Annotated in this window: 19 protein-coding genes; 10 read left to right on the top strand and 9 right to left on the bottom strand. The window is 75.0% G+C overall.

Features of this window, described 5'->3' with window-relative positions; genetic code table 11:
* Positions 1 to 3 precede the first annotated feature (3 nt).
* Both O7609_RS15665 and O7609_RS15670 read right to left on the bottom strand, forming a co-directional pair.
* Positions 4 to 720, bottom strand: coding sequence for a LuxR C-terminal-related transcriptional regulator (locus tag O7609_RS15665; protein ID WP_269736355.1), 717 nt, complete (start codon positions 718 to 720; stop codon positions 4 to 6).
* Positions 717 to 1,982, bottom strand: a complete 1,266-nt coding sequence (locus O7609_RS15670) for an ATP-binding protein (protein WP_269736354.1) — start codon at positions 1,980 to 1,982, stop codon at positions 717 to 719. The genes O7609_RS15665 and O7609_RS15670 overlap by 4 nt, the downstream gene beginning before the upstream one ends.
* 136 nt (positions 1,983 to 2,118) lie before the next feature.
* Here O7609_RS15670 and O7609_RS15675 point away from each other — a divergent pair, with 136 nt between their 5' ends.
* The 4 genes from O7609_RS15675 (at position 2,119) to O7609_RS15690 (ending at position 7,269) form a co-directional block, all read left to right on the top strand.
* Positions 2,119 to 3,738: a PspC domain-containing protein gene (locus O7609_RS15675; RefSeq protein ID WP_269743736.1), complete on the top strand. Its 1,620-nt coding sequence runs from the start codon at positions 2,119 to 2,121 to the stop codon at positions 3,736 to 3,738.
* Positions 3,735 to 4,034 (top strand): hypothetical protein, encoded by a 300-nt coding sequence (locus tag O7609_RS15680; protein WP_269743737.1) that lies wholly within the window; start codon positions 3,735 to 3,737, stop codon positions 4,032 to 4,034. The genes O7609_RS15675 and O7609_RS15680 overlap by 4 nt, the downstream gene beginning before the upstream one ends.
* Before the next feature lie 364 nt (positions 4,035 to 4,398).
* Entirely contained in the window at positions 4,399 to 5,793 is a 1,395-nt protein-coding gene (locus O7609_RS15685) for a helix-turn-helix domain-containing protein (protein WP_443072133.1), read from the top strand.
* Between the two features lie 201 nt (positions 5,794 to 5,994).
* Entirely contained in the window at positions 5,995 to 7,269 is a 1,275-nt protein-coding gene (locus O7609_RS15690) for a M64 family metallopeptidase (RefSeq protein ID WP_269736350.1), read from the top strand.
* A 125-nt stretch (positions 7,270 to 7,394) separates the two neighbouring features.
* Here O7609_RS15690 and O7609_RS15695 read toward each other — a convergent pair whose 3' ends face one another.
* Complete coding sequence (locus tag O7609_RS15695) at positions 7,395 to 7,907, bottom strand: DoxX family membrane protein (RefSeq protein WP_269743738.1); 513 nt, start codon at positions 7,905 to 7,907, stop codon at positions 7,395 to 7,397.
* 364 nt (positions 7,908 to 8,271) lie between these two features.
* On the opposite strand from O7609_RS15695, the gene O7609_RS15700 reads away from it, so the two are divergent.
* A complete protein-coding gene (locus O7609_RS15700; protein ID WP_269736348.1) occupies positions 8,272 to 8,655 on the top strand; it encodes a hypothetical protein in 384 nt (127 codons plus the stop codon).
* A gap of 79 nt (positions 8,656 to 8,734) precedes the next feature.
* Here the strand turns inward: O7609_RS15700 and O7609_RS15705 are convergent, their stop codons facing one another.
* Positions 8,735 to 9,814 (bottom strand): C40 family peptidase, encoded by a 1,080-nt coding sequence (locus O7609_RS15705; RefSeq protein ID WP_269743739.1) that lies wholly within the window; start codon positions 9,812 to 9,814, stop codon positions 8,735 to 8,737.
* Between the two features lie 247 nt (positions 9,815 to 10,061).
* Here O7609_RS15705 and O7609_RS15710 point away from each other — a divergent pair, with 247 nt between their 5' ends.
* Complete coding sequence (locus tag O7609_RS15710; RefSeq protein ID WP_269736346.1) at positions 10,062 to 10,415, top strand: hypothetical protein; 354 nt, start codon at positions 10,062 to 10,064, stop codon at positions 10,413 to 10,415.
* 22 nt (positions 10,416 to 10,437) lie between these two features.
* Here O7609_RS15710 and O7609_RS15715 read toward each other — a convergent pair whose 3' ends face one another.
* Positions 10,438 to 11,061 (bottom strand): DUF1707 SHOCT-like domain-containing protein, encoded by a 624-nt coding sequence (locus O7609_RS15715; RefSeq protein ID WP_269743740.1) that lies wholly within the window; start codon positions 11,059 to 11,061, stop codon positions 10,438 to 10,440.
* A 67-nt stretch (positions 11,062 to 11,128) separates the two neighbouring features.
* On the opposite strand from O7609_RS15715, the gene pcrA reads away from it, so the two are divergent.
* On the top strand, positions 11,129 to 13,678 hold the full coding sequence (gene pcrA / locus O7609_RS15720) for a DNA helicase PcrA (RefSeq protein WP_269743741.1): 2,550 nt from the start codon (positions 11,129 to 11,131) through the stop codon (positions 13,676 to 13,678).
* A gap of 52 nt (positions 13,679 to 13,730) precedes the next feature.
* On the opposite strand, the gene O7609_RS15725 is transcribed toward pcrA, so the two are convergent.
* Both O7609_RS15725 and O7609_RS15730 read right to left on the bottom strand, forming a co-directional pair.
* Entirely contained in the window at positions 13,731 to 15,386 is a 1,656-nt protein-coding gene (locus O7609_RS15725) for a M23 family metallopeptidase (RefSeq protein WP_269743742.1), read from the bottom strand.
* A gap of 242 nt (positions 15,387 to 15,628) precedes the next feature.
* A complete protein-coding gene (locus O7609_RS15730) occupies positions 15,629 to 16,492 on the bottom strand; it encodes an esterase/lipase family protein (protein ID WP_269736342.1) in 864 nt (287 codons plus the stop codon).
* A 275-nt stretch (positions 16,493 to 16,767) separates the two neighbouring features.
* Here O7609_RS15730 and O7609_RS15735 point away from each other — a divergent pair, with 275 nt between their 5' ends.
* On the top strand, positions 16,768 to 17,178 hold the full coding sequence (locus tag O7609_RS15735; protein WP_269737243.1) for a cobalamin B12-binding domain-containing protein: 411 nt from the start codon (positions 16,768 to 16,770) through the stop codon (positions 17,176 to 17,178).
* Between the two features lie 64 nt (positions 17,179 to 17,242).
* Here the strand turns inward: O7609_RS15735 and O7609_RS15740 are convergent, their stop codons facing one another.
* On the bottom strand, positions 17,243 to 18,937 hold the full coding sequence (locus O7609_RS15740) for a DUF5691 domain-containing protein (RefSeq protein WP_443072134.1): 1,695 nt from the start codon (positions 18,935 to 18,937) through the stop codon (positions 17,243 to 17,245).
* Positions 18,934 to 20,286: an SWIM zinc finger family protein gene (locus O7609_RS15745; RefSeq protein WP_269743743.1), complete on the bottom strand. Its 1,353-nt coding sequence runs from the start codon at positions 20,284 to 20,286 to the stop codon at positions 18,934 to 18,936. Before O7609_RS15745 ends, O7609_RS15740 begins: the two co-directional genes overlap by 4 nt.
* A gap of 164 nt (positions 20,287 to 20,450) precedes the next feature.
* Here O7609_RS15745 and O7609_RS15750 point away from each other — a divergent pair, with 164 nt between their 5' ends.
* Complete coding sequence (locus O7609_RS15750; RefSeq protein ID WP_269736340.1) at positions 20,451 to 21,599, top strand: ATP-binding protein; 1,149 nt, start codon at positions 20,451 to 20,453, stop codon at positions 21,597 to 21,599.
* Positions 21,596 to 24,025, top strand: a complete 2,430-nt coding sequence (locus O7609_RS15755; protein WP_269736339.1) for a DUF5682 family protein — start codon at positions 21,596 to 21,598, stop codon at positions 24,023 to 24,025. Before O7609_RS15750 ends, O7609_RS15755 begins: the two co-directional genes overlap by 4 nt.
* Positions 24,026 to 24,083: the final 58 nt, after the last annotated feature.

Below are 24,083 nucleotides of genomic sequence, written 5' to 3' on the forward strand. Positions count from 1 at the left end.
GTGTCAGACCAGGCGGCGGGCCGTCGCCCAGCGGGTGAGTTCGTGGCGGTTGGAGAGCTGGAGCTTGCGCAGGACCGCCGAGACGTGGGACTCCACCGTCTTGATGGAGATGAACAGCTGCTTGGCGATCTCCTTGTAGGCGTAGCCGCGGGCGATGAGCCGCAGGACCTCGCGCTCGCGCTGGGTGAGCCGGTCGAGGTCCTCGTCGACGGGCGCGGCGTCGGAGGAGGCGAAGGCGTCGAGGACGAAGCCGGCCAGCCGCGGGGAGAAGACGGCGTCCCCGTCGGCGACCCGGAAGACGGCGTTCACCAGGTCGGCACCGGTGATCGTCTTCGTGACGTAGCCGCGGGCGCCGCCCCGGATGACGCCGATGACGTCCTCGGCGGCGTCGGACACGGACAGGGCGAGGAAGCGCACCGGCTGGTCGATCGCGCCCATGAGCGAGGCGCTGCGCCGCAGGACCTCCACCCCGCCGCCGCCGGGCAGGTGGACGTCCAGCAGGACGACGTCCGGGCGGGTGGCGGTGATGACGGAGACCGCCTGGTCCACGTCACCGGCCTCGCCGACGACCTCCACGCCCGTGGTCGCCGTCTCGCCGATCTCGGCCTGGACGCCCGCGCGGAACATGCGGTGGTCGTCGACGAGGACGACCCGCACCCGGCGCCGCTCCGCCTCCGCCGGTCCGCCGGACGCCTGCCCCGGTGCCGTCTCGCCGCTCATGCTGTCTCCGCCCTCTCCATCTCCAGCTCCACTTCGGTGCCCTCGCCGGGCGCGGTACGGATACGTGCCGTGCCGCCGTTGCGCTCCATGCGGCCGATGACGGACTCGCGCACGCCCATCCGGTCCGCGGGGACGGCGTCCAGGTCGAACCCGGGGCCCCGGTCGCGCACGGAGACGAAGACGCCGCGCCCCTCCACCTCGGCGAACACCTGGACCGCACCGCCCTCGCCACCGTACTTGGCGGCGTTGACCATCGCCTCGCGGGCGGCCTGCACCAGCGCCGACAGCCTCTCGTCGCAGGGGCAGTCGCCCACGCAGACCACCTCGACCGGGACCCCGTGGTGGTCCTCCACCTCGGCCGCCGTCTTCTTCACCGCCTCGGCGAGGGTCCGCGGCGTCTCCGGCTCCTCCTCGGCGCCCGCCCGGGGCGCGCCCCGGTAGAGCCACTCCCGCAGCTCCCGCTCCTGGGCCCGGGCGAGCCGGGCGACCTCGCGCGCGCTGTCGGCGTTGCGCTGGATCAGGGTGAGGGTGTGCAGCACCGAGTCGTGGACGTGGGCCGCGACCTCGGCCCGCTCCTGCGCCCGGATGCGCATCGTCCGCTCCTCCGAGAGGTCCTGGGTGATCCGGACGAGGTAGGGCCCGGCCAGCAGCGCGATACCCACCAGGACGGCCAGCGAAGCCTGGAGCACGGCACCGAACTGCTCCGCCGACCCCTGGATGACGACGAACCCCGTCACCCCGACGCCGACGAGCACCATGCCCGCCGCGCTCCGCGCGATGGGCAGCAGCCGGTGCCGCCGGCCGACTTCCTCCCAGTGCGCCCGCCGCGCGTTGTCGGCCTGCCGCCACACCACGGCCACGCCGATGCCCATGATGACCAGGGGCCACAGATAGGCGTTGGCGCGGCCGAACTGCAGGTTCGCCCCGAGGGCCAGCAGGGCCGCGAACATCACCAGGACGGCGGAGATCTGCCCCCGGTCCGGACGCCGCAGCCACCGCTTTCCGCCGGGTGCGGCCGCCCGTCTTCCGGCCGCCACACCGCCCGCCCCGAGCGGGACGACGAACCAGAACACCGCGTACAGCAGCGCGCCCAGCCCGCTGGTGAAGAACAGCAGCAGGAAGACGACGCGCACCCACAGCACCGGCAGGGCCAGATGCCCGGCCAGCCCCCGTGCCACGCCGCCCAGCCAGTTCCCCTCCGAGCTGCGGTAGAGCTTGCGCAGGGGAGGGTCCTCGGCGGGGGCGGGCGCGACGGTGGTCATGGTGCGATCGTCACACGCGGCGCGGGGCGCGGGCATCAGGGTTGTCCCCGACCGTGCCCCCGAGCCGTGATCTCAGGGACGCCTCCGGGGCTGCCCCGGATGCCGCGCCCGGCGACGACGGGCGACCATGGGGCGCATGGTGAGTGACGAGGACGGGCAGGCCGGGCTGCGGTCCGCGCCGGGCCCCAGGTCGGGCACGGCCGACGGCCCGGGATCCGGTGCGGGCGGCCCGGGCGAGGCCGGTGCGGGCGGCCCGGGCGCGTCCGGCGCGGACGGCGGCCGGCCCACGCGACCGGAGCGGAGCAGGCGCACGAAGGTCGTCGCCGGGGTGTGCGGGGGCATCGCCCGCCACTACGACGTCGACCCGGTGATCCTGCGGGTGCCGCTCGCCGTCCTCTCCGCCATCGGCGGCCTCGGCCTCCTGCTGTACGGCTTCGCCTGGCTGCTGCTGCCCCTGGAGGGGGAGGACGAGAACGAGGCGAAGCGGCTGCTGTCCGGGCGGGTCGAGGGCCCCGGCCTCGCGGCCGTGCTGTTCACCCTGGCCGGCAGCGGGCTGATGCTCTCCTCCCTGGGCAACAACGGGCGGAGCATGTCGTTCTCGATCCTGGTGCTCGCGGCGGTCGCGGCGGGCGTCCACTGGTCGCAGCGCCGGCGTCGGCAGGACGCGCCGCGCGAAGCGGAGCCCGGCCACCCCGACGCCGGACCGCAGGCGCCTCCGGAGGCGCAGGCGCCGCCGGTGCCGAACGCCCCCTCGTGGTGGCGCGAGCCGCTCACCAAGGACCCGAACGCGCAGGACACCGGGTACCTGTGGGGCCCGGCCGACGCCTACCCGCAGGGCCGTGAGCCCACGCCGGCCGGCGGTGTTCCCACGGCCGGGCACGGCGCCCACCCGTGGCCCGGCCTTCCCCCGGGCTCGCGTCCGCCCGGTTCCGGTCCGCCCGGTTCCGGGCCGCTCGACCCCTTCCGTCCACCCGGTTCGGGCCTGCCCGGTTCCGGCCCGCCCGTGCGGCGCGGGTGGCGCGGCTGGCGGCTGGGCTGGGCGATCGTCCCGGCCGCCGCCCTCGCGGGCTGGATCGGCGTCGCCGCGAACTGGGACGGCGACTCCCTGTCCACCGCCCTGGTGACGGGGCTGGCCTGCGCGCTCGCCGTGCTGGGTCTCGGGCTGGCGGTGGGCTCGTTCGTCGGGCGCGTCGGCGCGGGCACGGTCATGGTGGCCGTCATGACCGCCGGTCTGCTCGCCGGTTCCGCGGCCCTGCCGGAGGACCTGTCCACGTCCTGGAGCAGCACCCGGTGGGCGCCGGCGACGGCGGCCGACGTCCGGCCCGCCTACGACCTCGGCAGCGGTGAGGGCGTGCTGGACCTCTCCGGCCTGGACCTCGCCGAGGACCAGACGGTCAGCAGCGAGGTGAGTGCCGGGGTGGGCGAGTTGCGCGTCATCGTGCCGGAGAACGCCAGGCTGGTGCTCGACCTGGACATCGTGGTGGGCGAGTACCGGCTGACCGGTGGGAGCTTCGACGGGGACGGGGGCGGGAACGGCGGAGGCGTCGGCCTCACCGAGACCGTCACGGTGGAGCCGCGGGGCGATGCCGAGCCGAGGGGCACCATCCGCCTGGGGGTGGATCTGGTGCTCGGCGAGGTGGTGGTGGACCAGGCGATCGTCGAACCCGCCCCCGCGCCGCAGCCCCCCGACGAGCCCGCCGACGCGTCAGCCGAGCAGGCCCTGGGACGGCCCGACAGGGAAGGAGCGAGGCTGTGAAGGACCCTGCGGCCCAGCCCGTGGAAACCTCCGCGGACCAGCCCGCGAACCACCCCGCCGAACGGCGCCGTTTCGAGCCCGCCAAGCTGGTGCTCGGCCTCTCCCTGCTCGCGCTGGCCGCGGGGTACCTGCTGCGGGAGCACGGTGAGCTGGACGTCTCCGCGCGAATGCTGGCCCTCCTGTTGCCCTGCGCGCTGCTGCTGACCCTGCTCGTCGCCGGGCTCGCGCTGCTCGTGCGCCGCGCGCGAGGGCGCCGTGCCCTAGCCCGGGCCCGCTCGGGGGGCCGAACGGGCTGAGCCGCGCCCGGACGCCGACGGGGGTGTGAGCGCGGGCGGTCTGTGGCACCGTGGAGCGCATTGGTCTGGACCTTGCGGGAGGGTGTGGGCATGCGCGGAACGACGGTGTTACCCGGCTCCGGGGACGAGGAGGGGCGGGAGGCGTTCCCCACGCACCGGCTGGCCGTACCGATGCCGAACGTCCTGCTCTTCGCGGTCGGCACGTTCGACACGAGACGAACCCGAGCCCGACGCGTTCGTTCCCACGCTCACCGACGCGTGTGAAACGACGGCCCGCACGGTCCTGACGTCGGGTTCGGCGGCGGCCCCGGCGGTCACCCGGCCCCGGGCCGCACCCCGGCCCGGGGCCGCTACCGTGGGCGACATGGGAGACGCGCGAACGTCCGGTCCGGCCCGGGGGAAAGGGCAGGAGGACGCGGTGGGGGAGGGGCCCGGGGCCGTGGGGCGGCGGGTACACCGCCTGCGCACGGAGCGGAGGTTGACCCAGCGTCAGGTGGCCGAGCCGGTGTACACGGCCGCGTACATCTCCACCGTCGAGTCGGGCAAGGTGCAGCCCTCGGAGAAGGCGCTGCGCCACATCGCGGAGCGGCTGGGCACGACGCCTGAGGAGTTGAGCAGCGGTCGCCCGGCCCACCTGGCGACGGAGCTGCGGCTGCGGCTCGCGGAGGCCCAGCGCGCTCTGGCCACCGCGGACCCGCGGGAGGCCGCGCAGCGGTACGCGGGCGTCGAGCGGGACGCCCGGGCGCACGGGCTGGCGGCCGAGCTGGCCGCGGCGCAGGTGGGACGAGGCCAGTGCGCGGTCGAGGCGGGTGAACTCGACCTGGCGCGCGGGTTCTTCGAGGCGGCCGAGACGGTCCTGGTGGACTCCGGAGCCACGCTCCCCCAGCGGGTGCCCGCCCTGCGCGGCCGGGCCGTGACGCACCTGCTGGCCGGGGAACTGCGCTACGCCTGCTACCTGCTGGAGACGGCGCTCGACGAGCTCAACTCCTCGGGTCTGTCCGACCCTGAGGCACTGGTTCTGCTGTACACCGCGATCATCGCGCCGTACATGGACCTGGGCGCGCACGCCCGGGCGGCGCAGGCCGCCGAACTGGCCCTCGCGCTGTCCTCGGAGGTCTCGGACCCGGCGCTGGTGGCACGGTTGCACCGGACGGTCGCCCGTACCCTCCTCGCGGAGGGGCGGGTGGCGGAGGCCGACGCCGCGCTGGTGAAGGCCGCGGACGCCTACCGGCAGCTGCAGATCAGCCCGGAGCTGGCGCACTGCCACTGGATGCGCGGCTACGTCTTCGCGCAGTCCGGCGACCTCGCCCGGGCCGAGGACGCGTATCGGACGGCCCGTGACATGCTCGCCTCGCGTCGGGCGGGGCTCTACACCCACCAGGTCGGCGTCGAACTGGCGGACGTGCTGCACCGGCGGGGCAAGGACGCGGAGGCCGAGGCGCTGCTGGACGAGCTCCTGGCCGGCTTCGGCGCGGGCCGGGGCGCGGTGCACGAGGCGGGCGCGCACCGGCTGCTCGGCCGCATCGCGGAGCGGCGGGAGGACGTCGAGGGGGCGGAGCGGCACTACGTCACCGCGCTGAGTCTGCTCGAACGCGCGGGCGCGGCCGGGGACCTGGCCGACGTCTGCCGTCTGCTGGGGGACCTGTTCCGGCGCACGGGCCGCCCCGAGGCGGCCCTGGACGTCTACCGGACGGGGCTGGGCCACCGGGCGGCGCCGGGAACCACGACCCTGGGCCCGGCACCGGTCGGGCCCTTCTGACCGTCCCGGTCGAAGTCCGTTGCCGAGGCGGCCGGTTGGGCCTGCGCTGATGTCTTGTCAGGGACGCGTAGCATCGTTAACTTAAGTGGCCACGCGAGTCCATTTAACTCCGTACTTAACTCGCCTTCGTGTCACCGCGCCCGCCTCCGGTACGGCCCGGCGCGCGCACCACTTCGCCGCACCCCCCACGAGGAGACGTCCATGCGTCGACGCCGTTCCGCCCTCCTGGCCCTGGCCGCCCTCTGCGCCGCGCCCCTGGCCGCCCTGCCCTCCGGCGCGGCCGTCGCCGGTCCGCCACCCCGTGGCGAGTGGCGGGAGGTCTTCTCGCCCGACGGTTCCCTCACCCGCGTCCACATACCCGTGCGGGCCGAGCAGGCGCCCGACGCCCGCGAACGGGAGGCGGCGGCCACCGCCGAGGTGATCCCCATCAGGGAGACCGGACCCTCCGACCGCCGCTTCGACGTGGTCGTCGTCGGCGACGGCTACACCGCCGAGGAATCGGCGACCCTGCGGCGCCACGCCGAGGAGAAGTGGGCCGAGATCGCCGCGACCGCCCCCTGGAACCGCTACGTGGACGGCGTCAACGTGTGGCTGGTGAACGTCGTCTCCCGGGAGTCGGGCGTCGACCACGACCCACAGTGGGGCGTCTACCGCGACACCGCCCTGGACATGCACTTCTTCTGCGGCGGCACCGAGCGCCTGCTGTGTCTGAACGAGTCGAAGGCCCAGGCGTACGCCGCGCAGGCGCCGGACGCGGACGCCGTCATCGCCGTCGGGAACACCACCAAGTACGGTGGCGCCGGGTACCCGAGCCTCGCCACCGTCGCGGGCGGCAACGCCCAGGCCGGACGCATCGCCATCCACGAACTCGGCCACTCCGTGGGCGGCCTGGCGGACGAGTACTACACCCCCGGCACGACCTACACCGGTGGCGAACCGTCCGCGCCCAACGTCACCAGGAGCCCGAACGGCGCCAAGTGGTCCGACTACCACGGCCGAACGACGCCGGACGGCGGCGTGATCGGAGCCTTCCAGGGCGCCCATTACCACGAGTACGGCATCTACCGGCCCTCGCAGGACTCGTTGATGCGCAACATCAACAAGCCGTTCAACCTCGTCGGCCTCGACGTCATGGACCGCGCCATCAGCGCCGAGATCAGCGGCCTCCCCGGCGCCGACTGCACCGGTCACGAGCACACCCGGACCGGCAGCCTGTCCGTCGGCGGCTCGGCCGGCCAGCCCGACGGCAGCTACTTCGGCGCGGTGGCGGGCACGCACCGCGCGTGCCTGCGCGCCCCCGAGGGCAGCCGGTTCACCCTGTCCCTGCTGCACTGGGACGGCGGCGCCTGGCGGACGGTGGCCACCGCCGACGCCGACGGCAGGCTGGAGCACACCGGCGCCCGGGGCTCCTACGCCTACCGCGTCCGCGCCGAGTCGGGCTCCGGTGCCTACACGCTGGGGTACGACGTCCCCTGACCTCCGCGGCGGTCCACCGGAGCCTCGTGACGACGGGGAGCGGCCGGACGCCGGACGCCGGAGGCCGAGAGGGGCGGGCCGGGTGACGGCGCTCGCCCTCCCGGCGTCCCTCGGCCGCGTCAGCCTTAGCCGAAGAGCTGGCCGCCGTTGCGCCTGCGGCGCTTGGCCAGCGCGGCGTCCAGTGACCACATCGGGGTCCCCGCCATGATCAGCGGCACCCAGGCCATCAGGTAGGGCAGATCCTGGCTGTAGTAGTAGGGGCCCACGCTCCAGCTGATGGTCAGCCAGAAGGAGAGGGAGATCAGCGCTCCGCCCAGCGCCGCGAGCCGGCCGAGCAGCCCGAGGAGCGTGCCGAGGCCCACCGCCAGCTCGCCGAAGGCGATCGCGTAGCCGAAGCCCTCCGGGCTCGCCAGCGCCATGTCGAGCAGCCAGGGTGCCGCCGCGTCGGTGATGGAGAGCAGCAGCGGTTCCATCGACCCGGGGAAGTCCGGATCGGTCAGTTTGTCGAGCCCTGCGTAGACGAGGGTCACGCCGAGGAAGACGCGCAAGGGCAACAGGGCGTACCGTGCCGCCGTATCCCGCAGGCCCCCGGGCTCCGCGACCCGGGCGTGCGTCCCTGGACGATTCTCGAAGGCCATCGCGCCGCCTGCCCTCCTGTTCGCGGACGCCGTCGTCCGCGGTCCGGCCGCCTGACGCCGATTGTCCTGCTCAAGCCTCTGTCCGGCCATACGTACGACACCGCCGTCGTGTTCAGCCGAGGTGGAGACCGATTCCGGAGCGGGTGCGGGGGCGTGCGTGAGGTTGGCACGCGCCGGCACCGGGCGCCGCACTCGCACTGCTTCGGCCACGCGTGAGCTGATGAGTGTGGGGAACATGCCATCGCTGTGGCCGGCGGTCGGCGGAGCGGAGGTCACAGGGGCACCCGTGTGGTCATGCACAATGGGCGATGGCAGGTTTACGGAGAGATCCCGCCGAAGTAGCGATCGGGCTGGTGGAACACACATGGGCAGCGAGAGTCATCTGACACCCCGCATCACGGAGGACCTCCGGCCGGATCCGGTCGGCGGCTCGGAGGACTACGGCTACGTCGCGGAGGGGCCCGTCAGCTATGTCGCGATCGGCTCCGAGGACGGCGTGCTGGGCTACCTCTGGGCGTCCGACGCCGAGGACGCCGCCGGGTTCGAGCCGCGTGGGGAGGCGGGGGACGTGGCGTTCAACGCCGCGGTGGCCTGGGCGCAGGCGCTGAGGGAGCGCCGGGCGAAGGGGCTGTCGCCGTCGCGGGCCCTGGGCGAGCTGGTCGAGGAGGCGGGGGACGACGCCATCGGCCGCGCCGTCCCCGGCACCCGGGCGGAGGCCACCCTGAAGGCCCTGCGCGAGGCACCGTAGGCTCCGGCGCCCTCGGCGCGGCCGTCGCCTTCGCCCTCGTCGCGTCCCTCGTCGCACCTCTCGGCGCGGCCGTCGTCGGTCAGGCGGGGCGGGTCGAGGCGGTGAAGGGCATCGAGTCGACGGGGGCCACCGTCACCGTCGATCCCGGGCGGGGCGCGTGGATCATCTGGCCGTTGCCGATGTAGAGGCCGACGTGGCTGAGGCCCTGGTAGAAGAAGACGAGGTCGCCCGGGGCCAGTTCGGCGCGGGACACCCGTCGGCCGGCGTCGACCTGGGTGTACGTCGTGCGGGGCAGCGAGACGCCCGCCGCCCGCCAGGCGGCCTGGGTGAGGCCGGAGCAGTCGTAGGAGCCCGGGCCCGTCGCGCCCCACACGTAGGGCCTGCCGATCGCGTCGCGGGCGAACGCGATGGCCTGGGCGGCCCGTCCGCTCGCCGCGGGGACGGGGGTCGCCGGGGCGGGTGCCCCGGGTGCGGGCCGTGTGCCCCGGTCGGCCCGGCCGTCCTCGCCGCCCCGGTCACCGGCGGTGCGTTCCCGGGGAGTGAGCTGCTTCAGTAACCGTTCGGCCTTCGCCAGCTTCCCGCGTGCCGTCTCCTTGTGCCGACGGGCCTCGCGTTCCGCCTTGCGGACCTCCTCCGCCCGCTCGGCGCCCTCGCGCCGGAGCTGTGCGCTCTCCCGGAGCCGTCCGCGCAGCTGCCGCAGGGCCCGGCTCTGGCGCAGCCCGGCGCGCTCCCGGGTGGCGGCATGGCGCAGGAAGTCCTCGGGGTCGCCGGCCAGGGCGAGTTGGGCCGGGGTGGCGGCCTGGCCGTTGCGGTACTGGGTGGTGGCGTGGGAGCCGAGGGTGTTGCGGGCGGCGTTCACCCGGGCCGCCGTGCGGGCGGACCGGCCCTGGAGGGCGGTGAGGCGCCGCTCCGCCTTGCGGGAACGTTCCTTCGCCGCGTGGTGCAGCTCGCCCGCCGCCTCCGCGTCCCGCTGCAGGCGGTCCACCTCGGCGCGCACCTGGCGGGCGTCGGGGCGGGGTGCGGCGAACGCGCCGCCCGCGCCCGACACGGCGGCCGTGGCCGTCGCCGCCCCCGCCAGGGCGAGACTCGCCCAGGCCCTCGTTCCCGGTCCCCGCACCGAGCGGGTCCACGCACTGCGGTTCTTGCGATGTGCTGCCATGGGCCCGGACGCTAGGGCTCTGCGGCCCCCGCGGACCCGGCGATGACCGGCACTGTCCGCATTCGGTTCGCTGTCGACCGAGTCTGCCGCCGGAGTGTTTGGACGGCACCGCTCGACGTCGTCCCCCGACCGTTCCTGCCCTGCCCGTTCCCGCCCTGGGTCTCGCCCGGCCTCGCCCGTTCCTGGCCCTGTGCGCCGAGCCCGACCTGCCCACCGACGCCGAAGGGCCGCCGGTTACCCTCCGGGCATGGACGTCCTGATCAATGTCTTCGTCGCCCTCCACGTCATCGGCATCGCCGCGCTGCTCGGTGGCTTCCTGTTCCAGACGAAGGCCATGCGCGCGGGCGAGGCGCGGATGCTGCCGGGCATGCTGCACGGCGCCCTGACCATGCTCGTCACCGGCATCTGCCTCGTCGGCCTGCACCAGGCCGAGGACCACGCGGTGAACAACCTCAAGATCGGGATCAAGCTCGCGCTGCTCGTCGTGATCCTCGGCCTCGTCTACGTCAAGCGCGACGACGCGAGGGTGCCCGCGTCCGTCATGGGCACCGTCGGCCTGCTGACCGTGGCCAACATCTTCATCGCGACCCTCTGGACCTGAGCCGCTGGTTCCGAGACGCGGCCTAGACGTCGCGCCCGCGGCGCTTGAACAGCTCCCAGCGGTTGGGGTAGCGGACCCGGACGTCGCCCAGCGCCGTCGAGCCGGTCAGAACCACGGTCGGCGCACCGGGCGTGGGCGGGTCCACGGCGCGGTTGCGCAGCGACCCCACGTACACCCGCATCCCCTGCGTGCGCACCGACCAGCCCCGGGGCACGACGACCGTGACGTTGCCCATGGCGGCCTTCACTTCGAGGGACACCTCGGAGACGCGGCAGACGGCCGCGCTGAAGTCGATGCGGATGTTGCCCATCTTGGAGGCTGCGGAGATCTGCCGTGGGACCTCCCAGTGACCGGTGTGGACGATGTCCCCCGCGCCCGTGCGCAGGACCAGGGGCTCGGCGGGCGCCCCGGGGGAGCGGCCGCCGTCCGGAAGGTCGCCGGTCAGCGGTGCCAGCTCGCCGTAGGTCTTCGCCGTGTAGGCCCGCTCCAGCCGTTCCTCCAGCTCCGCGAGGTCGATGCGCCCCTCCCCGGCGGCTTCGCGCAGCACCTCCGCGATCGCCTCCCGGTCCGCGTCCGAGGCGCGCAGCTGCTGTGCGTCGCCGGAGCCGTCGGGGCGGGGAACGGGCGCTCGTGAGGCGTCGGTCATACCGGTCAGTGTAGGAGTGGGGAACCGGCCGAAGGCCGTCGGCGGCAGACCCTAGACTCGGTAGGCGATGAGCAGCCTCTTCGACGACAGCTTCCTGGCCGACCTCGAACCGCCCCGGGACGACGAGCCGCCGCCCCCGGCCGAGGGCGGTGTCGGCGTGCCCGGCCGGCCGGGCGACGTCCCCGGGGAGGTGGCGGAGGAGGTGCCGGACGGCCTGTTCACCGGGGCCTACGCGGGCGGGCGCGGCCCGGACGCGCACTACCGGGACGGGGCGCCGCGTCCCGTCATCGACCCCGAGGCGCTGCTGACCGGGCTGAACGAGCAGCAGCGCGCCGCGGTCGTGCACAGCGGAGGTCCGCTGCTCATCGTCGCGGGCGCCGGCTCCGGCAAGACGCGGGTGCTCACCCACCGCATCGCCCATCTGCTCGGGGCCCGCAAGGTGCATCCGGGCTCGATCCTCGCCATCACCTTCACCAACAAGGCCGCCGGCGAGATGAGGGAGCGCGTCGAGGAGCTCGTCGGGCCGCGCGCCGGGTCGATGTGGGTGTCCACGTTCCACAGCGCCTGCGTGCGCATCCTGCGCCGGGAGAGCAAGAAGCTCGGCTTCACCTCCTCCTTCTCCATCTACGACGCCGCCGACTCCAAGCGGCTCATGGCCCTCGTCTGCCGTGATCTCGACCTCGACCCCAAGCGGTACCCGCCGAAGTCGTTCAGCGCGAAGGTCTCCAACCTGAAGAACGAGCTGATCGACGAGGAGGACTTCGCCGGGCAGGCGACGGACCACTTCGAGAAGACGCTCGCCGAGGCGTACACGCTGTACCAGGCGCGGCTGCGCGAGGCCAACGCGCTGGACTTCGACGACATCATCATGACGACGGTGCACCTGCTCCAGGCGTTCCCCGATGTCGCCGAGCACTACCGCAGGCGCTTCCGGCACGTCCTCGTCGACGAGTACCAGGACACCAACCACGCCCAGTACACGCTGGTCAGGGAGCTGGTCGGGGTCGGCGCCCCGGAGCCCGCCCGGGAGGGCGAGGACGGGAGCGCGGACGGGGACGGCGACGCGGACGGGACACGGGCCGTCGAGCGCGGCGAGCTGTGCGTCGTCGGCGACGCGGACCAGTCGATCTACGCCTTCCGCGGCGCCACCATCCGCAACATCCTCCAGTTCGAGGAGGACTACCCGGACGCGACGACGATCCTGCTGGAGCAGAACTACCGCTCCACCCAGACGATCCTCTCCGCCGCCAACGCCGTCATCGAACGCAACGAGAACCGCCGCCCGAAGAACCTGTGGACGCAGGCCGGTTCCGGCTCCCGCATCACCGGCTATGTCGCGGACAGCGAGCACGACGAGGCCCAGTTCGTCGCCGACGAGATCGACCGGCTGACGGACGAGGGCACGGCGGGCCCGGGCGACGTCGCCGTCTTCTACCGCACCAACGCCCAGTCCCGGGTCTTCGAAGAGGTCTTCATCCGGGTCGGGCTCCCCTACAAGGTCGTCGGCGGGGTGCGTTTCTACGAGCGCAAGGAGGTCCGGGACGTCCTGGCCTACCTGCGGGTCCTGGCGAACCCGGAGGACTCCGTCCCCCTGCGCCGCATCCTCAACGTCCCCAAGCGCGGCATCGGCGACCGTGCCGAGGCGATGATCGAGGCGCTGGCCTCCCGGGAGAGGATCGGCTTCCCGCAGGCCCTGCGCCGGGTGGACGAGGCGTACGGCGTGGCGGCCCGCTCGGTGAACGCCGTCAAGCGCTTCAACACGCTGATGGAGGAGCTGCACACCGTCGTCGAGTCCGGAGCCGGACCGGCCACCGTGCTGGAGGCCGTCCTCGAACGGACGGGGTATCTGGCCGAGTTGCAGTCGTCCAACGACCCGCAGGACGAGACGCGTGTGGAGAACCTCCAGGAACTCGCCGCCGTGGCGCTGGAGTTCGAGCAGGCCCGCGGCGACGACGAACCCGGCACGCTGGCCGACTTCCTGGAGCAGGTCGCCCTCGTCGCCGACTCCGACCAGATCCCCGACGAGGACGAGCGGGAGGAGGGCGACGGCGTCATCACGCTGATGACCCTGCACACCGCGAAGGGCCTGGAGTTCCCCGTCGTCTTCCTCACCGGCATGGAGGACGGCGTCTTCCCGCACATGCGGGCCCTGGGCCAGGTCAAGGAGCTGGAGGAGGAACGGCGGCTGGCCTACGTCGGCATCACCCGGGCCCGCGAGCGGCTCTACGTCAGCCGGGCCACGATGCGCAGCGCCTGGGGACAGCCCGCGTACAACCCGCCCTCCCGTTTCCTGGAGGAGATCCCCGCCGACCACCTGGACTGGCGGCGCCTCGGCGGAGGCCCCGGCGGCACCGCCTCGGCGAGCGTCGCGCGGCTGGCCTCGTCCTCGTCCACCGCCTCGGTGCGGCGGGACGGCTCCGGCTTCGCCACCCGCCGCGTCCAGGAACGACCGGTCGTCTCCCTGGCCGCGGGGGACCGGGTCACGCACGACAGCTTCGGGCTCGGCACCGTGGTGTCCGTCGAGGGCAGCGGAGACCGCGCGCAGGCGACGATCGACTTCGGGGACGCCAAGCCGAAGCGGCTGCTGCTGCGCTACGCGCCGGTGGAGAAGCTGTAGGCCGGGCCACGGCCGCCCGCGCCCCGTACGGGGCGCGGGCGTGGGCCCGGGCTTACGTCGGGTCGAGGCCCTTGGCGCGGAACCAGGCCACCGGGTCCACCGCCGAGCCGCCGCCGGGCCGCACCTCGAAGTGCAGGTGCGGTCCGGTGGAGTTGCCGGAGTTACCCGCGTAGCCGATGGTGTCACCCGCCTTGACCTGCCCGGAGCGGATACGGGTGCTGCTCAGGTGGCAGTACCACGTCTCGGTGCCGTCCGGCGCCGTCAGGATGATCATGTTGCCGTAGGCGAAGTCCCACTTGGTGGTGATCGTCCCGTCGGTCGCCGCCTTGACCGGCGTGCCGTAGCCGACGGGGAAGTCAACACCGGTGTGGACGGAGATCCAGTTGAGGCCCGCCTGACCGAAGTAGGCGCTCAGGCCGCGCTGGTCCACCGGGAGGGCGAACTTGGGCCGCAGCGCCTCGCGCCGGGCGGCCTCCTCGGCCTTGCGCTTGCGTGCGGCCTCCTCGCGGGCCTTCAGGTCGATGCGCTCCTGGGTGCGGCTCGCGCGGTCGCCGAAGTCCCGGGCGTCGGCGGAGAGCCCGGCGAGCTGGGTGTCCAGCTTGTTGTTGACGGCCACGGCCTCCGCGCTGCCCGTGTCCGGGGCGGCCTGCGCCGGGTTCTCCTCCGGGGTGTCGGCGACGCCGCTGACGGAGGCTGCGGAGATCCCGGCCACGCCCATGACGGCGACCGAGGGCACCGCGACGGTCAGCAGAGCCGAGCGCTTGGGCTTCGCCGCCCGGCGGCGTCCGGCCCGGGTGGACGCCACGGCCTCCTCCGGCTCCGCCGCCGGGGCCGCGTCCTCGGCGTACGCGCCGTCCTCGGGGTATCCGCGGCCCTCGGCGTACGCGCTGTCGTCGGTGTACGCGCCGTCCTCCGTGTACCCGCCGTCCCCGAGGTACCCGCCGTCGCCGAGGTGCCCGCCGTCGCCGTCGTGGTCCTCCGCGGGGCCCGCGGGGTCCCAGGCGTCGTGGGGGCGCTGGACGCCCTCGTCTCCCTCGGGCCCGGCCATCGCCTCGGCCGTTCCGGCGTCCGCCGGCTCGGGGGAGTACGCGGAGGCGTTCCAGGTCACCCCCTCGCCGTCGGCCCACGCGTGGTCCGGCTGGGGGGGCACGGAGTGCAGCGGCTGATCCACCGCGCCCCACGGATCGGCCGTTCCGAGGCCGTAGACGGCACGGGAGCCGTCGTGGGTTCCGCCGGTGTCGTAGGCGCCGGAGGAAAGGCCGCCGGTGTCGTAACCGGCGGCCTGGGAAAAGCTGTTGATCCCGGGATCGGAGGAGTGGAAGCTGTTCGCGTCGATGCCGACGCCGTAGCCGTCGGTGCCGTAGCCCGTGGCGAAGTCGGTGCCGTGGCCGCCCGTTCCGTAAGTGGAGCCGTCGTAAGCCGAGCCGCCGAACGGGTTGTCGGCCTGCTCGTAGCCGTGGTGGTCGGCAACACCGGCGGGCTGCTCGCCGTAGCCCGGGTAGCCCATGGTCCCGTGGCCGTCGCCCGGCAGAGCGCCGAAGAGGGGGTCGGCCTGCTGGTAACCGGAGGTGGTGTCGGTGACGCTGCCGCCGTAGCCGGCGGCCTGCCCGTAGGGGTCCTCGTATCCGGCGTACCCGGTATGGGGTGAATGCTCGGAGAACCCGGAGCCGACGGGAGTCGTCAGATCCGACGGGGGACGGTCGTTCACCACCAACTTCTCTTTCGCCTCGGAGACGGGGGCTGCCAGAGCAGTGTCGGCGACTGTACCGGGCGCGTCGTGACGTCGACAATGTTCAGCAGGTTTTGAGCTGGCCAAGAACGGGCAACCGTCCGTCCGTTTGGCGTACTACGAACCGGTAACGGGGGGCTCGTTCGAGCCTCATGTTCGGTTTCACGCCACTTCACGCTCGCGGTTTCTTCACCGTTCCCGGCGCCACCGCCACCGCGGGTTCACGCGACGTCGACCGATTCCGCCCGCTTCGCGGCAACATCGTCCGCGTCGGCCAGCTCGGCGTGGACCTGTGCGATGACGGCCGGGTGCACCGGCAGCGCGAGATGGCCCACCCCCCGTACCCGCACACCGCGGGACCGCAGATCGGGGTGGTCCAGCCGGGCCGTCTCGCGGGGCAGCATGAGGGGGTCGCTGTCGCTCCAGAAGCTGACGAACAGCGTCCGGCAGCCCGGCGCCGGGCCGGCCAGCTCGGCCAGGACCTCCGAGCCCGGCCGCAGCTGCCGGATGAGCGGAGGAGCGGCCACGGGCGGCACCGCCCGCGTGCCCGCGTGCGGGGTGCCCAGGGTGACGAGCGTGCGCACCCGGGCGTCACCGCCCTGCCGCTGCACGTGGTACCGGGCGATCAGCCCGCCCAGGCTGTGCCCGACGACGTCCACCCGCCGGTGCCCGGTCCGCGCCCGCAGTTCCTCGATCCGCTCGCCGAGGGTCTCCGCCGCGGCCCGGACGTCCCGCGTCAGCGGCGAGTAGTTGACGCACACGACCTCCGCCCTGCCGTGCCGCCGCAGCGAACGCCGCAGCAGGGTGAAGACGGAGCGGTTGTCGACCAGGCCGTGGAGCAGCAGTACCGGAGGCGGCCCGGGGAACTCCGGCCGGGGGCGCCCGGCGGCGGCCCGGTCGGAGCCGGGGCGCTCGGGGCGCACTCCGGTGGGGTAGAGGGCCAGGCGCCCGGTGAGGACGGCCGCCTCGACGACCGCCGTACGCAGCGTGCCGGACACGGCCGAGAGCCCGGAGAGCGCGGAGATGCCGGGAAGCCTGGTCAGCGCGGAGGTGCCCGCAAGCGCCGACGGAACCGGTCGTCGCATCCTTGCTCACCCCCGTCCCCGTGGCCGCCCGACCGGCTTGCGGCCGGTACGACGCCCCGGCGGTCGGCCGCCGCAGACTCCGTGCGACGCTCTGTGCCTCCCCGCTCACGAACCCGCGGCGGTGTGGCGGTGGAGTCGCTCTCCCATTGTGTGATTTCCCCCTCCCCCCGCACCATGAAACGAGCGGGTGCGCGATGCTGGGGAGATAACGTTCGTTCACACCGGCACCCCGAGCGGCGGAGCCGGAGCCGCGATCAATGACGATGGAGGCAGTGATGGGTGTGTCGGGTCCGATCCGCGTGGTGGTCGCCAAGCCGGGCCTCGACGGCCACGACCGGGGCGCGAAGGTCATCGCCCGCGCGCTGCGGGACGCTGGCATGGAGGTCATCTACACCGGGCTGCACCAGACGCCCGAGCAGATCGTGGCCACCGCGATCCAAGAGGACGCGGACGCCATCGGCCTGTCCATCCTCTCCGGGGCCCACAACACCCTGTTCGCCAAGGTGCTGGAGCTGCTCGACGAGCGGGACGCGGGGGACATCAAGGTCTTCGGCGGAGGCATCATCCCCGAGGACGACATCGAGCCGCTGAAGGCCAAGGGCGTGGCGGCCGTCTTCACCCCCGGCGCCACCACCTCGGAGATCGTCGACTGGGTGCGCTCCAACATCCGGTCCGTCGCCGCCTGAGCACCCGGCGGGTCCGGCGGTGCCGCGGGCGGGACGGCCGACCGCCGCCCGCCCTGCCGCCGCCTCAGCCCACCAGTTCCGCGTGCATGGCCGCCCGGACGGTCAACGTCGAGACCAGCCGCTGGAACGCCTCGGCCCAGTAGCCGCCCGCGCCCGGCGCCTCGGCGCCCGACTCCTTCGGCAGCGCCGCCAGCGGGGCTATCCGGTCGGCCTGGGCCGGATCGAGGCAGCGCTCGGCCAGCCCCATCACCCCGCTGAGACTCCACGGGTAACTCCCGGCGTCCCGCGCGATCTCCAGCGCGTCGACGACCGCCCCGCCCAGCTCGGGCGACCACGGCACGGCACACGTGCCGAGCAGCCGGAACGCCTCGGACAGACCGTGTGCCGCGATGAACGCCGCGGACCAGGCGGCCCGCTCGGCCGGCGGCAGCACCGTCAGCAGCCGCGCCGGATCGCCCGGCCCCTCGGCCGTCGGAGCCGTCGGCGCGCCGACGAGCGCCCGCGCCCACTCCTCGTCCCGCTGCCGCACGGCCGCCCGTGACCAGGCCGCGTGCAGATCGTCCCGCCAGCCGTCCGCGACCGGCAGCGCCACGATCTCCTCCGGCCGCAGTCCGCCCAGATGCGCCGACCAGCACGTGAGCGGTGCCGCCTCGACCACCTGGCTCAGCCACCACATCCGCTCCCCGCGGCCCGAGGGCGGCTTCGGCGTGATCCCGTCCCGCTGCATCGCCGCATCACAGGCGTGCGGCGCCTCGACGGCGAGACCGCCCCCGGAGCCGGCGCCCCCGCTGCGATCCAGGTGCACACAGACCCGGGCCCGCTCAGCCATCCGGCCGGCCAGCGCGGAGCCCGGCAGCGCCGACAGCAGCTCCGCGGCCATCGACCGCACCGTGCGGCTGCGGTCCGTCAGCGTCCGCTCCAGGAACTCCTCGTCCGCCGGGGTCAGGCCCTCCCGCAGCGTGTCGAGGAACATCAGCCGGTCCTCGGCGCGCTCGGCGGACCAGGTGCTCGCCAGCAGGCGCCGGGCCGCCGCCGGGTCGTGCCGACGCAGCGCGCCCAGCAGCGCCGCCCGCTCCGCGAACAGCCCCTCCTCCCACAGCGAGCGCACGGCCTCGGCGTCCTCGGGCGCCACGGGAGCCGCCGCCGTCCCCGTGCGCAGGGCGAACCTCCAGTCCGGGTTCAGCCCGGCCAGCCACAGCGCCCGGGGGCCGGCGAAGGCCAGCGCGTCGGCGCGCAGGTCCGTGCGGGCCCGAGCGGCGTCCAGCAGCGTCGGCAGGTGGGCTGCGGGGGCCCGGTAGCCGCGGGCGTTGGCCGCGGCGAGCCACTGCGGCAGCAGTTCGGCCAGGTCCGGCCCCGCACCGCGCCGCCCAGCGCCCCCACCCGGCTCGGCGCGTCCCGCCAGCAGGAGGGCCAGGCGCCGGGCCGCCGGGGCCGGCAACGGCGGACGCTCGTCCGCGGGGGCCGGGGCGGGGCGCGGCCGGGCCACCGCGGGCAGCAGCCCGGCCCGGCTCCGGACCGTCTCGCGCGCGGCCAGGGCCAGCAGCGCCCCGGGCGAGCCGCCCGGTGGCGTGCGCCGCTCCGCGCCCAGCAGCGCCGCCGTCACCAACTCCTGCCAGGCCGCCGCGCCCGGTTCTCCGCCTGGTTCTCCGCCCGGCGCCGACGGCGTGCCCGCGCCCGCGCCCGGCCCCGGCTCACGGCCGCCGGCCCGTGCCCGCGCCCGCGCTTCCTTCGCTTCCGTCGTCGTCTCCGTGATCGTCACAGCGACACCGCCTCCCCCTCGGACCAGACCGTGTGCGGCGTGAAGCCCCGATGCCCGCACGCGCCGAAGACCGTGACCGGGCCCCCGCCCGATATCGCGGCCAGTTTCCACAACGCCGACCGGCTCGCCGGCGCCAGCGGCAGCGCCGCCCCGCCGTCCTCGTCGGCCAGCTGCCAGCGCTCGTCGTCCGCTCCCGGCGACGGCACGACGTCCGCCAGAACGACCGGCCAGGACTCCAGCCACGGATCGCCGCTCACCCGCTCCCCGTACGCGGCCAGCGCCCGGGCCACCCCCACCCCGGGCGGTACTCCGCCGGGGCTCGACTCGCCCCGCCGCTCGCCCAGCGCGGCCCGCAGCGGCGCCTCCCCCGGGTGGAACGCCAACTCGGCCTCCACCACCCGGCCCACCGGCAGCGTCAGCTCCGGAGCCCGCCCCGCCGCCCCGAACGACAGCAGCAGCGCCGATCTGCCGTGGCGCTCGCCCCGCAGCCAGAACCGGCGCACGGTGAGCCGCCCGTCCTCCCCGTCCGACCGGCCGAGCACCAGCCAGCGGTCCGCCGTCACCGCGTCGGGCCGGGCGAACAGGGCCGCGGCCTCCGTCGTCAGCCCCAGGTGCGCCCGCACGGTCGCGGCCAGCGGCTCGGGGAGTCCCTCGGGCCCCTCCAGCGCGAGCACGCCCCGGCACAGCAGGTGCAGCAGCGCGCACTCGGCCAGCAGCCGGGCCGGCCAGCCCGGACCCGAGGCCGCGATCCCCGCCAGTTCCCTGATCCGCGAGGCGAGGCCGGGCGCCTGGGCGTCCACCATGCGCGCGGCCATCTCGTCCCAGCGGGCGTAGCCCGCCTGATCCGCCCCGGCGATACCGCCGTGCAGCAGGTCGGCGAGCCGCTGTTCCAGCTCCGCGGCGCCGGCGGCGACGCGGTGCGCCCGACGCTCGGCCCGGCGCCGCGCCGCCTCCGGATCGGCCGGTTCCCCCCGGCGGGCCCCGGCCCCCGACCCCGCCGCCCGTCTCTCCCGGCGCTTCTCCAGCCAGCTCGCCGCCCACTCCGGCGCCTCGCCCGCGGGGACGGCCTGGGCCCCCTCGGCCCACCGGAGCAGCAGGCCCAGGGCGTGCTTGCAGGGGAACTTGCGGCTGGGGCAACTGCACGTGGACGCCGGGCCCGTGAGGTCCACCGCGGTCCGGTACGGCTTGCTGCCGCTACCCCTGCACAGCCCCCAGACCGCGTCCTCGCCCGTACCCGCGTCCGACCACGGCCCGGCCGCCGCCAGCTTGCTTCCGGCCTTGCGCGACGCCGCGTCAGGAGCCAGCGTCAGCACCTGTTCCGCACTCCAGCGGAGCTGCTGTCCCGTCATGTCAGCGACGGTACGAGCGGGCACTGACACCGGCCACGCGATGCCGCGTCAGGAGCCCTGTGGCGGGGCCGAGATGAGAGGGGACGCGCTGGTCGGGGGCGTTGTCAGTGGCGGGGTGCAGGGTGGTGGACACGACGGAGAGCACACCGCACCGAGGGGGATCCGTGACCGCCACCGACACCGCTTCCCGGCCCGCCACCGCCACCGGCTCCCGGCCCGGGCCGCAGGCCGAGCCCGCCGTCCTCCGCCCGCACGCCGAGGACGCGTTCGCCGCCGAGCTGGCCGCCCTCGCCGCCGCCGACGACCGGCCCCGGCCCGAGCGCTGGCGCCTCTCACCGTGGGCCGTCGCCACCTATCTCCTGGGCGGCACCCTGGCCGACGGCACGGTGATCTCACCCAAATACGTCGGGCCCCGCCGCATCGTGGAGGTGGCCGTCACCACCCTGGCCACGGACCGCGCCCTCCTCCTGCTCGGCGTTCCCGGCACCGCCAAGACCTGGGTCTCCGAGCACCTGGCCGCAGCCGTCAGCGGTGACTCGACCCTGCTGGTGCAGGGCACCGCGGGCACGGCCGAGGAGGCGATCCGCTACGGGTGGAACTACGCCCAGCTCCTCGCCCACGGCCCCAGCCGGGACGCCCTGGTGCCCAGCCCCGTGATGCGCGCGATGGCCGAGGGCATGACGGCCCGGGTCGAGGAGCTGACCCGCATCCCGGCCGACGTGCAGGACAGCCTGATCACCGTGCTCTCGGAGAAGACGCTGCCCATCCCGGAGCTGGGGGAGGAGGTGCAGGCGGTGCGCGGCTTCAACCTCATCGCCACGGCCAACGACCGGGACCGCGGCGTGAACGAGCTCTCCAGCGCCCTGCGCCGCCGCTTCAACACCGTCGTCCTGCCGCTGCCCGAGGGCGTGGACGCGGAGGTGGACATCGTGGCACGCCGGGTCGAGCAGCTCGGCCGCTCGCTGGACCTGCCCGCCGAGCCGGACGGCGTGGACGAGATCCGCCGTGTCGTGACCGTCTTCCGGGAGCTGCGCCAGGGCGTCACCGAGGATGGCCGCACCAAGGTCAAGTCGCCGTCCGGCACCCTCTCGACGGCCGAGGCGATCTCCGTCGTCACCGGTGGGCTGGCCCTGTCCGCGCACTTCGGGGACGGTGTGCTGCGCCCGGCCGACGTGGCCGCCGGAATCCTCGGCGCCGTCGTGCGGGACCCGGCCGGCGACCGCACGGTCTGGCAGGAGTACCTGGAGACCGTGGTGCGCGAGCGGGAGGGCTGGAAGGACTTCTACCGCGCCTGCCGCGAGGTGAGCGCATGACGGGCGCCGAGGCCGGCGTCGAGCCGTCCGCCCCCCTGCTGCTCGGCATCCGGCACCACGGGCCCGGTTCGGCCAAGGCCGTCCGCGGCGCGCTGGACGACCGCCGTCCGCGTGTCGTCCTGATCGAGGGGCCGCCCGAGGCGGACGCCGTCGTCCACCTCGCGTCCGACGCGGGCATGCGACCGCCCGTCGCGCTCCTGGCCCACGCCGTGGACGACCCGGGCCGGGCCGCTTTCTGGCCCATGGCCGCCTTCTCGCCGGAGTGGGTCGCCCTGCGCTGGGCGCAGGAGCACGGCGTCCCGGTGCGGTTCATCGACCTCCCCGCCGCCCACTCCCTCGCGCTCGGCGGGGCCGAGCCAAAGACCCCGTCCGAGGAGCGGCCGCCGACGGAGCAGCCGTCGGAGCGACAGCCTTCCGAGGAGCCGCCGTCGGCGGCGCCGCCCGACGGGGGCGCGGGGGCGGGGGAGGGCGGGCGCGCCACCCTGCGCCTCGATCCGCTCGCCGTGCTCGCCGAGACGGCCGGGTACGACGACCCCGAGCGCTGGTGGGAGGACGTGGTGGAGCATCGCTCGCCCGCCCCCGGCCCCTCCGCGCCCGGCTCCCGGCCGGCCGCCGACCCGGCCGCGGCGTTCGCCGCCGTCGGCGAGGCCATGGCCGCCCTGCGCGCCGCCCACGGCACCGGGGGCGACGAGCGGGACGCCGTCCGGGAGGCCCACATGCGGCTGCGGCTGCGCGAGGCCGTCCGCGAGTTCGGGGCCGGAACGGTGGCCGTCGTCTGCGGCGCCTGGCACGTGCCCGCGCTCGCCGAACGCCGTCCCGTCACCGCGGACCGCGCGCTGCTCAGGGGGCTGCCCAAGGTCAAGGCCGAGATCACCTGGGTGCCGTGGACCAACCGGCGGCTGTCCCGGGCCACGGGGTACGGCGCGGGCATCACCTCGCCCGGCTGGTACGGGCACCTGTTCACCGCGCCCGACCGGCCGGTCGAGCGCTGGCTCACCAGGGTGGCCGGGCTCCTGCGCGACGAGGACGTGCCGGTGTCCTCCGCCCATGTGATCGAGGCCGTCCGGCTGGCCGGGACGCTGGCCACCGTGCGCGGGCGGCCCCTCGCCGGGCTGACGGAGACGGTGGACGCCGTCCGCGCGGTGATGTGCGAGGGCTCGGAGGTTCCCCTCGAACTCATCCGGGAGCGGCTCATCGTCGGCGGTGACCTCGGCGAGGTGCCCGCGAGCGCGCCCGCGGTCCCGCTCCAGCGGGATCTGAGCCGGCTTCAGCGTTCCCTGCGGCTCCGCCCCGAGGCGCGGGAGCGCCTCCTCGACCTCGATCTGCGCGAGCAGAACGGCACGGCCCGCAGTCGCCTGCTGCACCGGCTCCGGCTGCTGGGGATCGGCTGGGGCGAGCCCGCCGCCGGGCGGGGCGGCAGCACCGGCACCTTCAAGGAGCACTGGCGGCTGTGCTGGGAGCCGGAGCTGTCGGTCAGGGTGGCCGAGGCGGGGGTGTGGGGCACCACGGTGGAGTCCGCCGCGACGGCCCTGGCCGAGAGCCGGGCCGCCGAGGCACCGGGGCTGGCGGAGGTGACCTCCCTCGCCGAGCGGTGCCTCCTCGCCGGGCTCGACACGGCGCTGCCCACGGTCATGCGGGTCCTGTCCGACCGCGCGGCCCTCGACGCCGACGTCGGCCGGCTCGCCGAGGCGCTGCCGGCGCTCGTCCGTGCGGCCCGCTACGGCGACGTGCGCGGCACCGACGCGGCCGCGCTGCACGAGGTCGCGGAGGGGCTCGCCGAGCGGGTGCGCGTGGGGCTGCCCCCGGCGTGCGCCGGGCTGGACGCGGACGGCGCCGAGGCCCTGCGCGCCCACCTCGACGCCGCACACCGCGCCGTGGCCCTGCTCGACGCCCCCGGCCTGCGGGAGCGCTGGCGGAGCATGCTGCGCACCCTCGCGGGCCGGGACGGCGTCGCGGGTCTGCTGCGCGGGCGCTGCGCCCGGCTCCTGTTGGACGAGGGCGCGCTCGACGCGGACGAGGCGGCCCGGTCCATGGATCTGGCGCTCTCCCCCGGCACGGGGTCCGTGGAGGCGGCGGTCTGGCTGGAGGGGTTCCTCTCCGGGGGCGGGCTGCTCCTGGTGCACGACGAACGCCTGCTCTCCCTGGTGGACGGCTGGCTGGCCCGGGTACCCGGGCGGGAGTTCACCGACGTCCTGCCGCTCCTGCGCAGGACGTTCTCCTCCTACGAGCCCGGCGTGCGCCGCACCCTGGGCGAGCTGGCCCGCCGCGGTACGGGGGTCCGCGGCGGCCCGGAGCACTCCGGTGCCGGTGACCCGGGCTTCGGCCCGGGGCTCGACGCGGGCCGGGCGGACGCCGTGCTGCCCGTGCTCGCGCTGCTGCTGGGCGAGCGCACGAGGAACGACGAGACGGTGGGGGTGGCGAGTTGAGCACGGCGAAGACGCCGGGAACGGCGGCGCGGACGGAACCGGCGGCGCCGGAGGGTGG

The organism is Streptomyces sp. WMMC1477, from assembly GCF_027460245.1.
Lineage (GTDB): Bacteria > Actinomycetota > Actinomycetes > Streptomycetales > Streptomycetaceae > Streptomyces.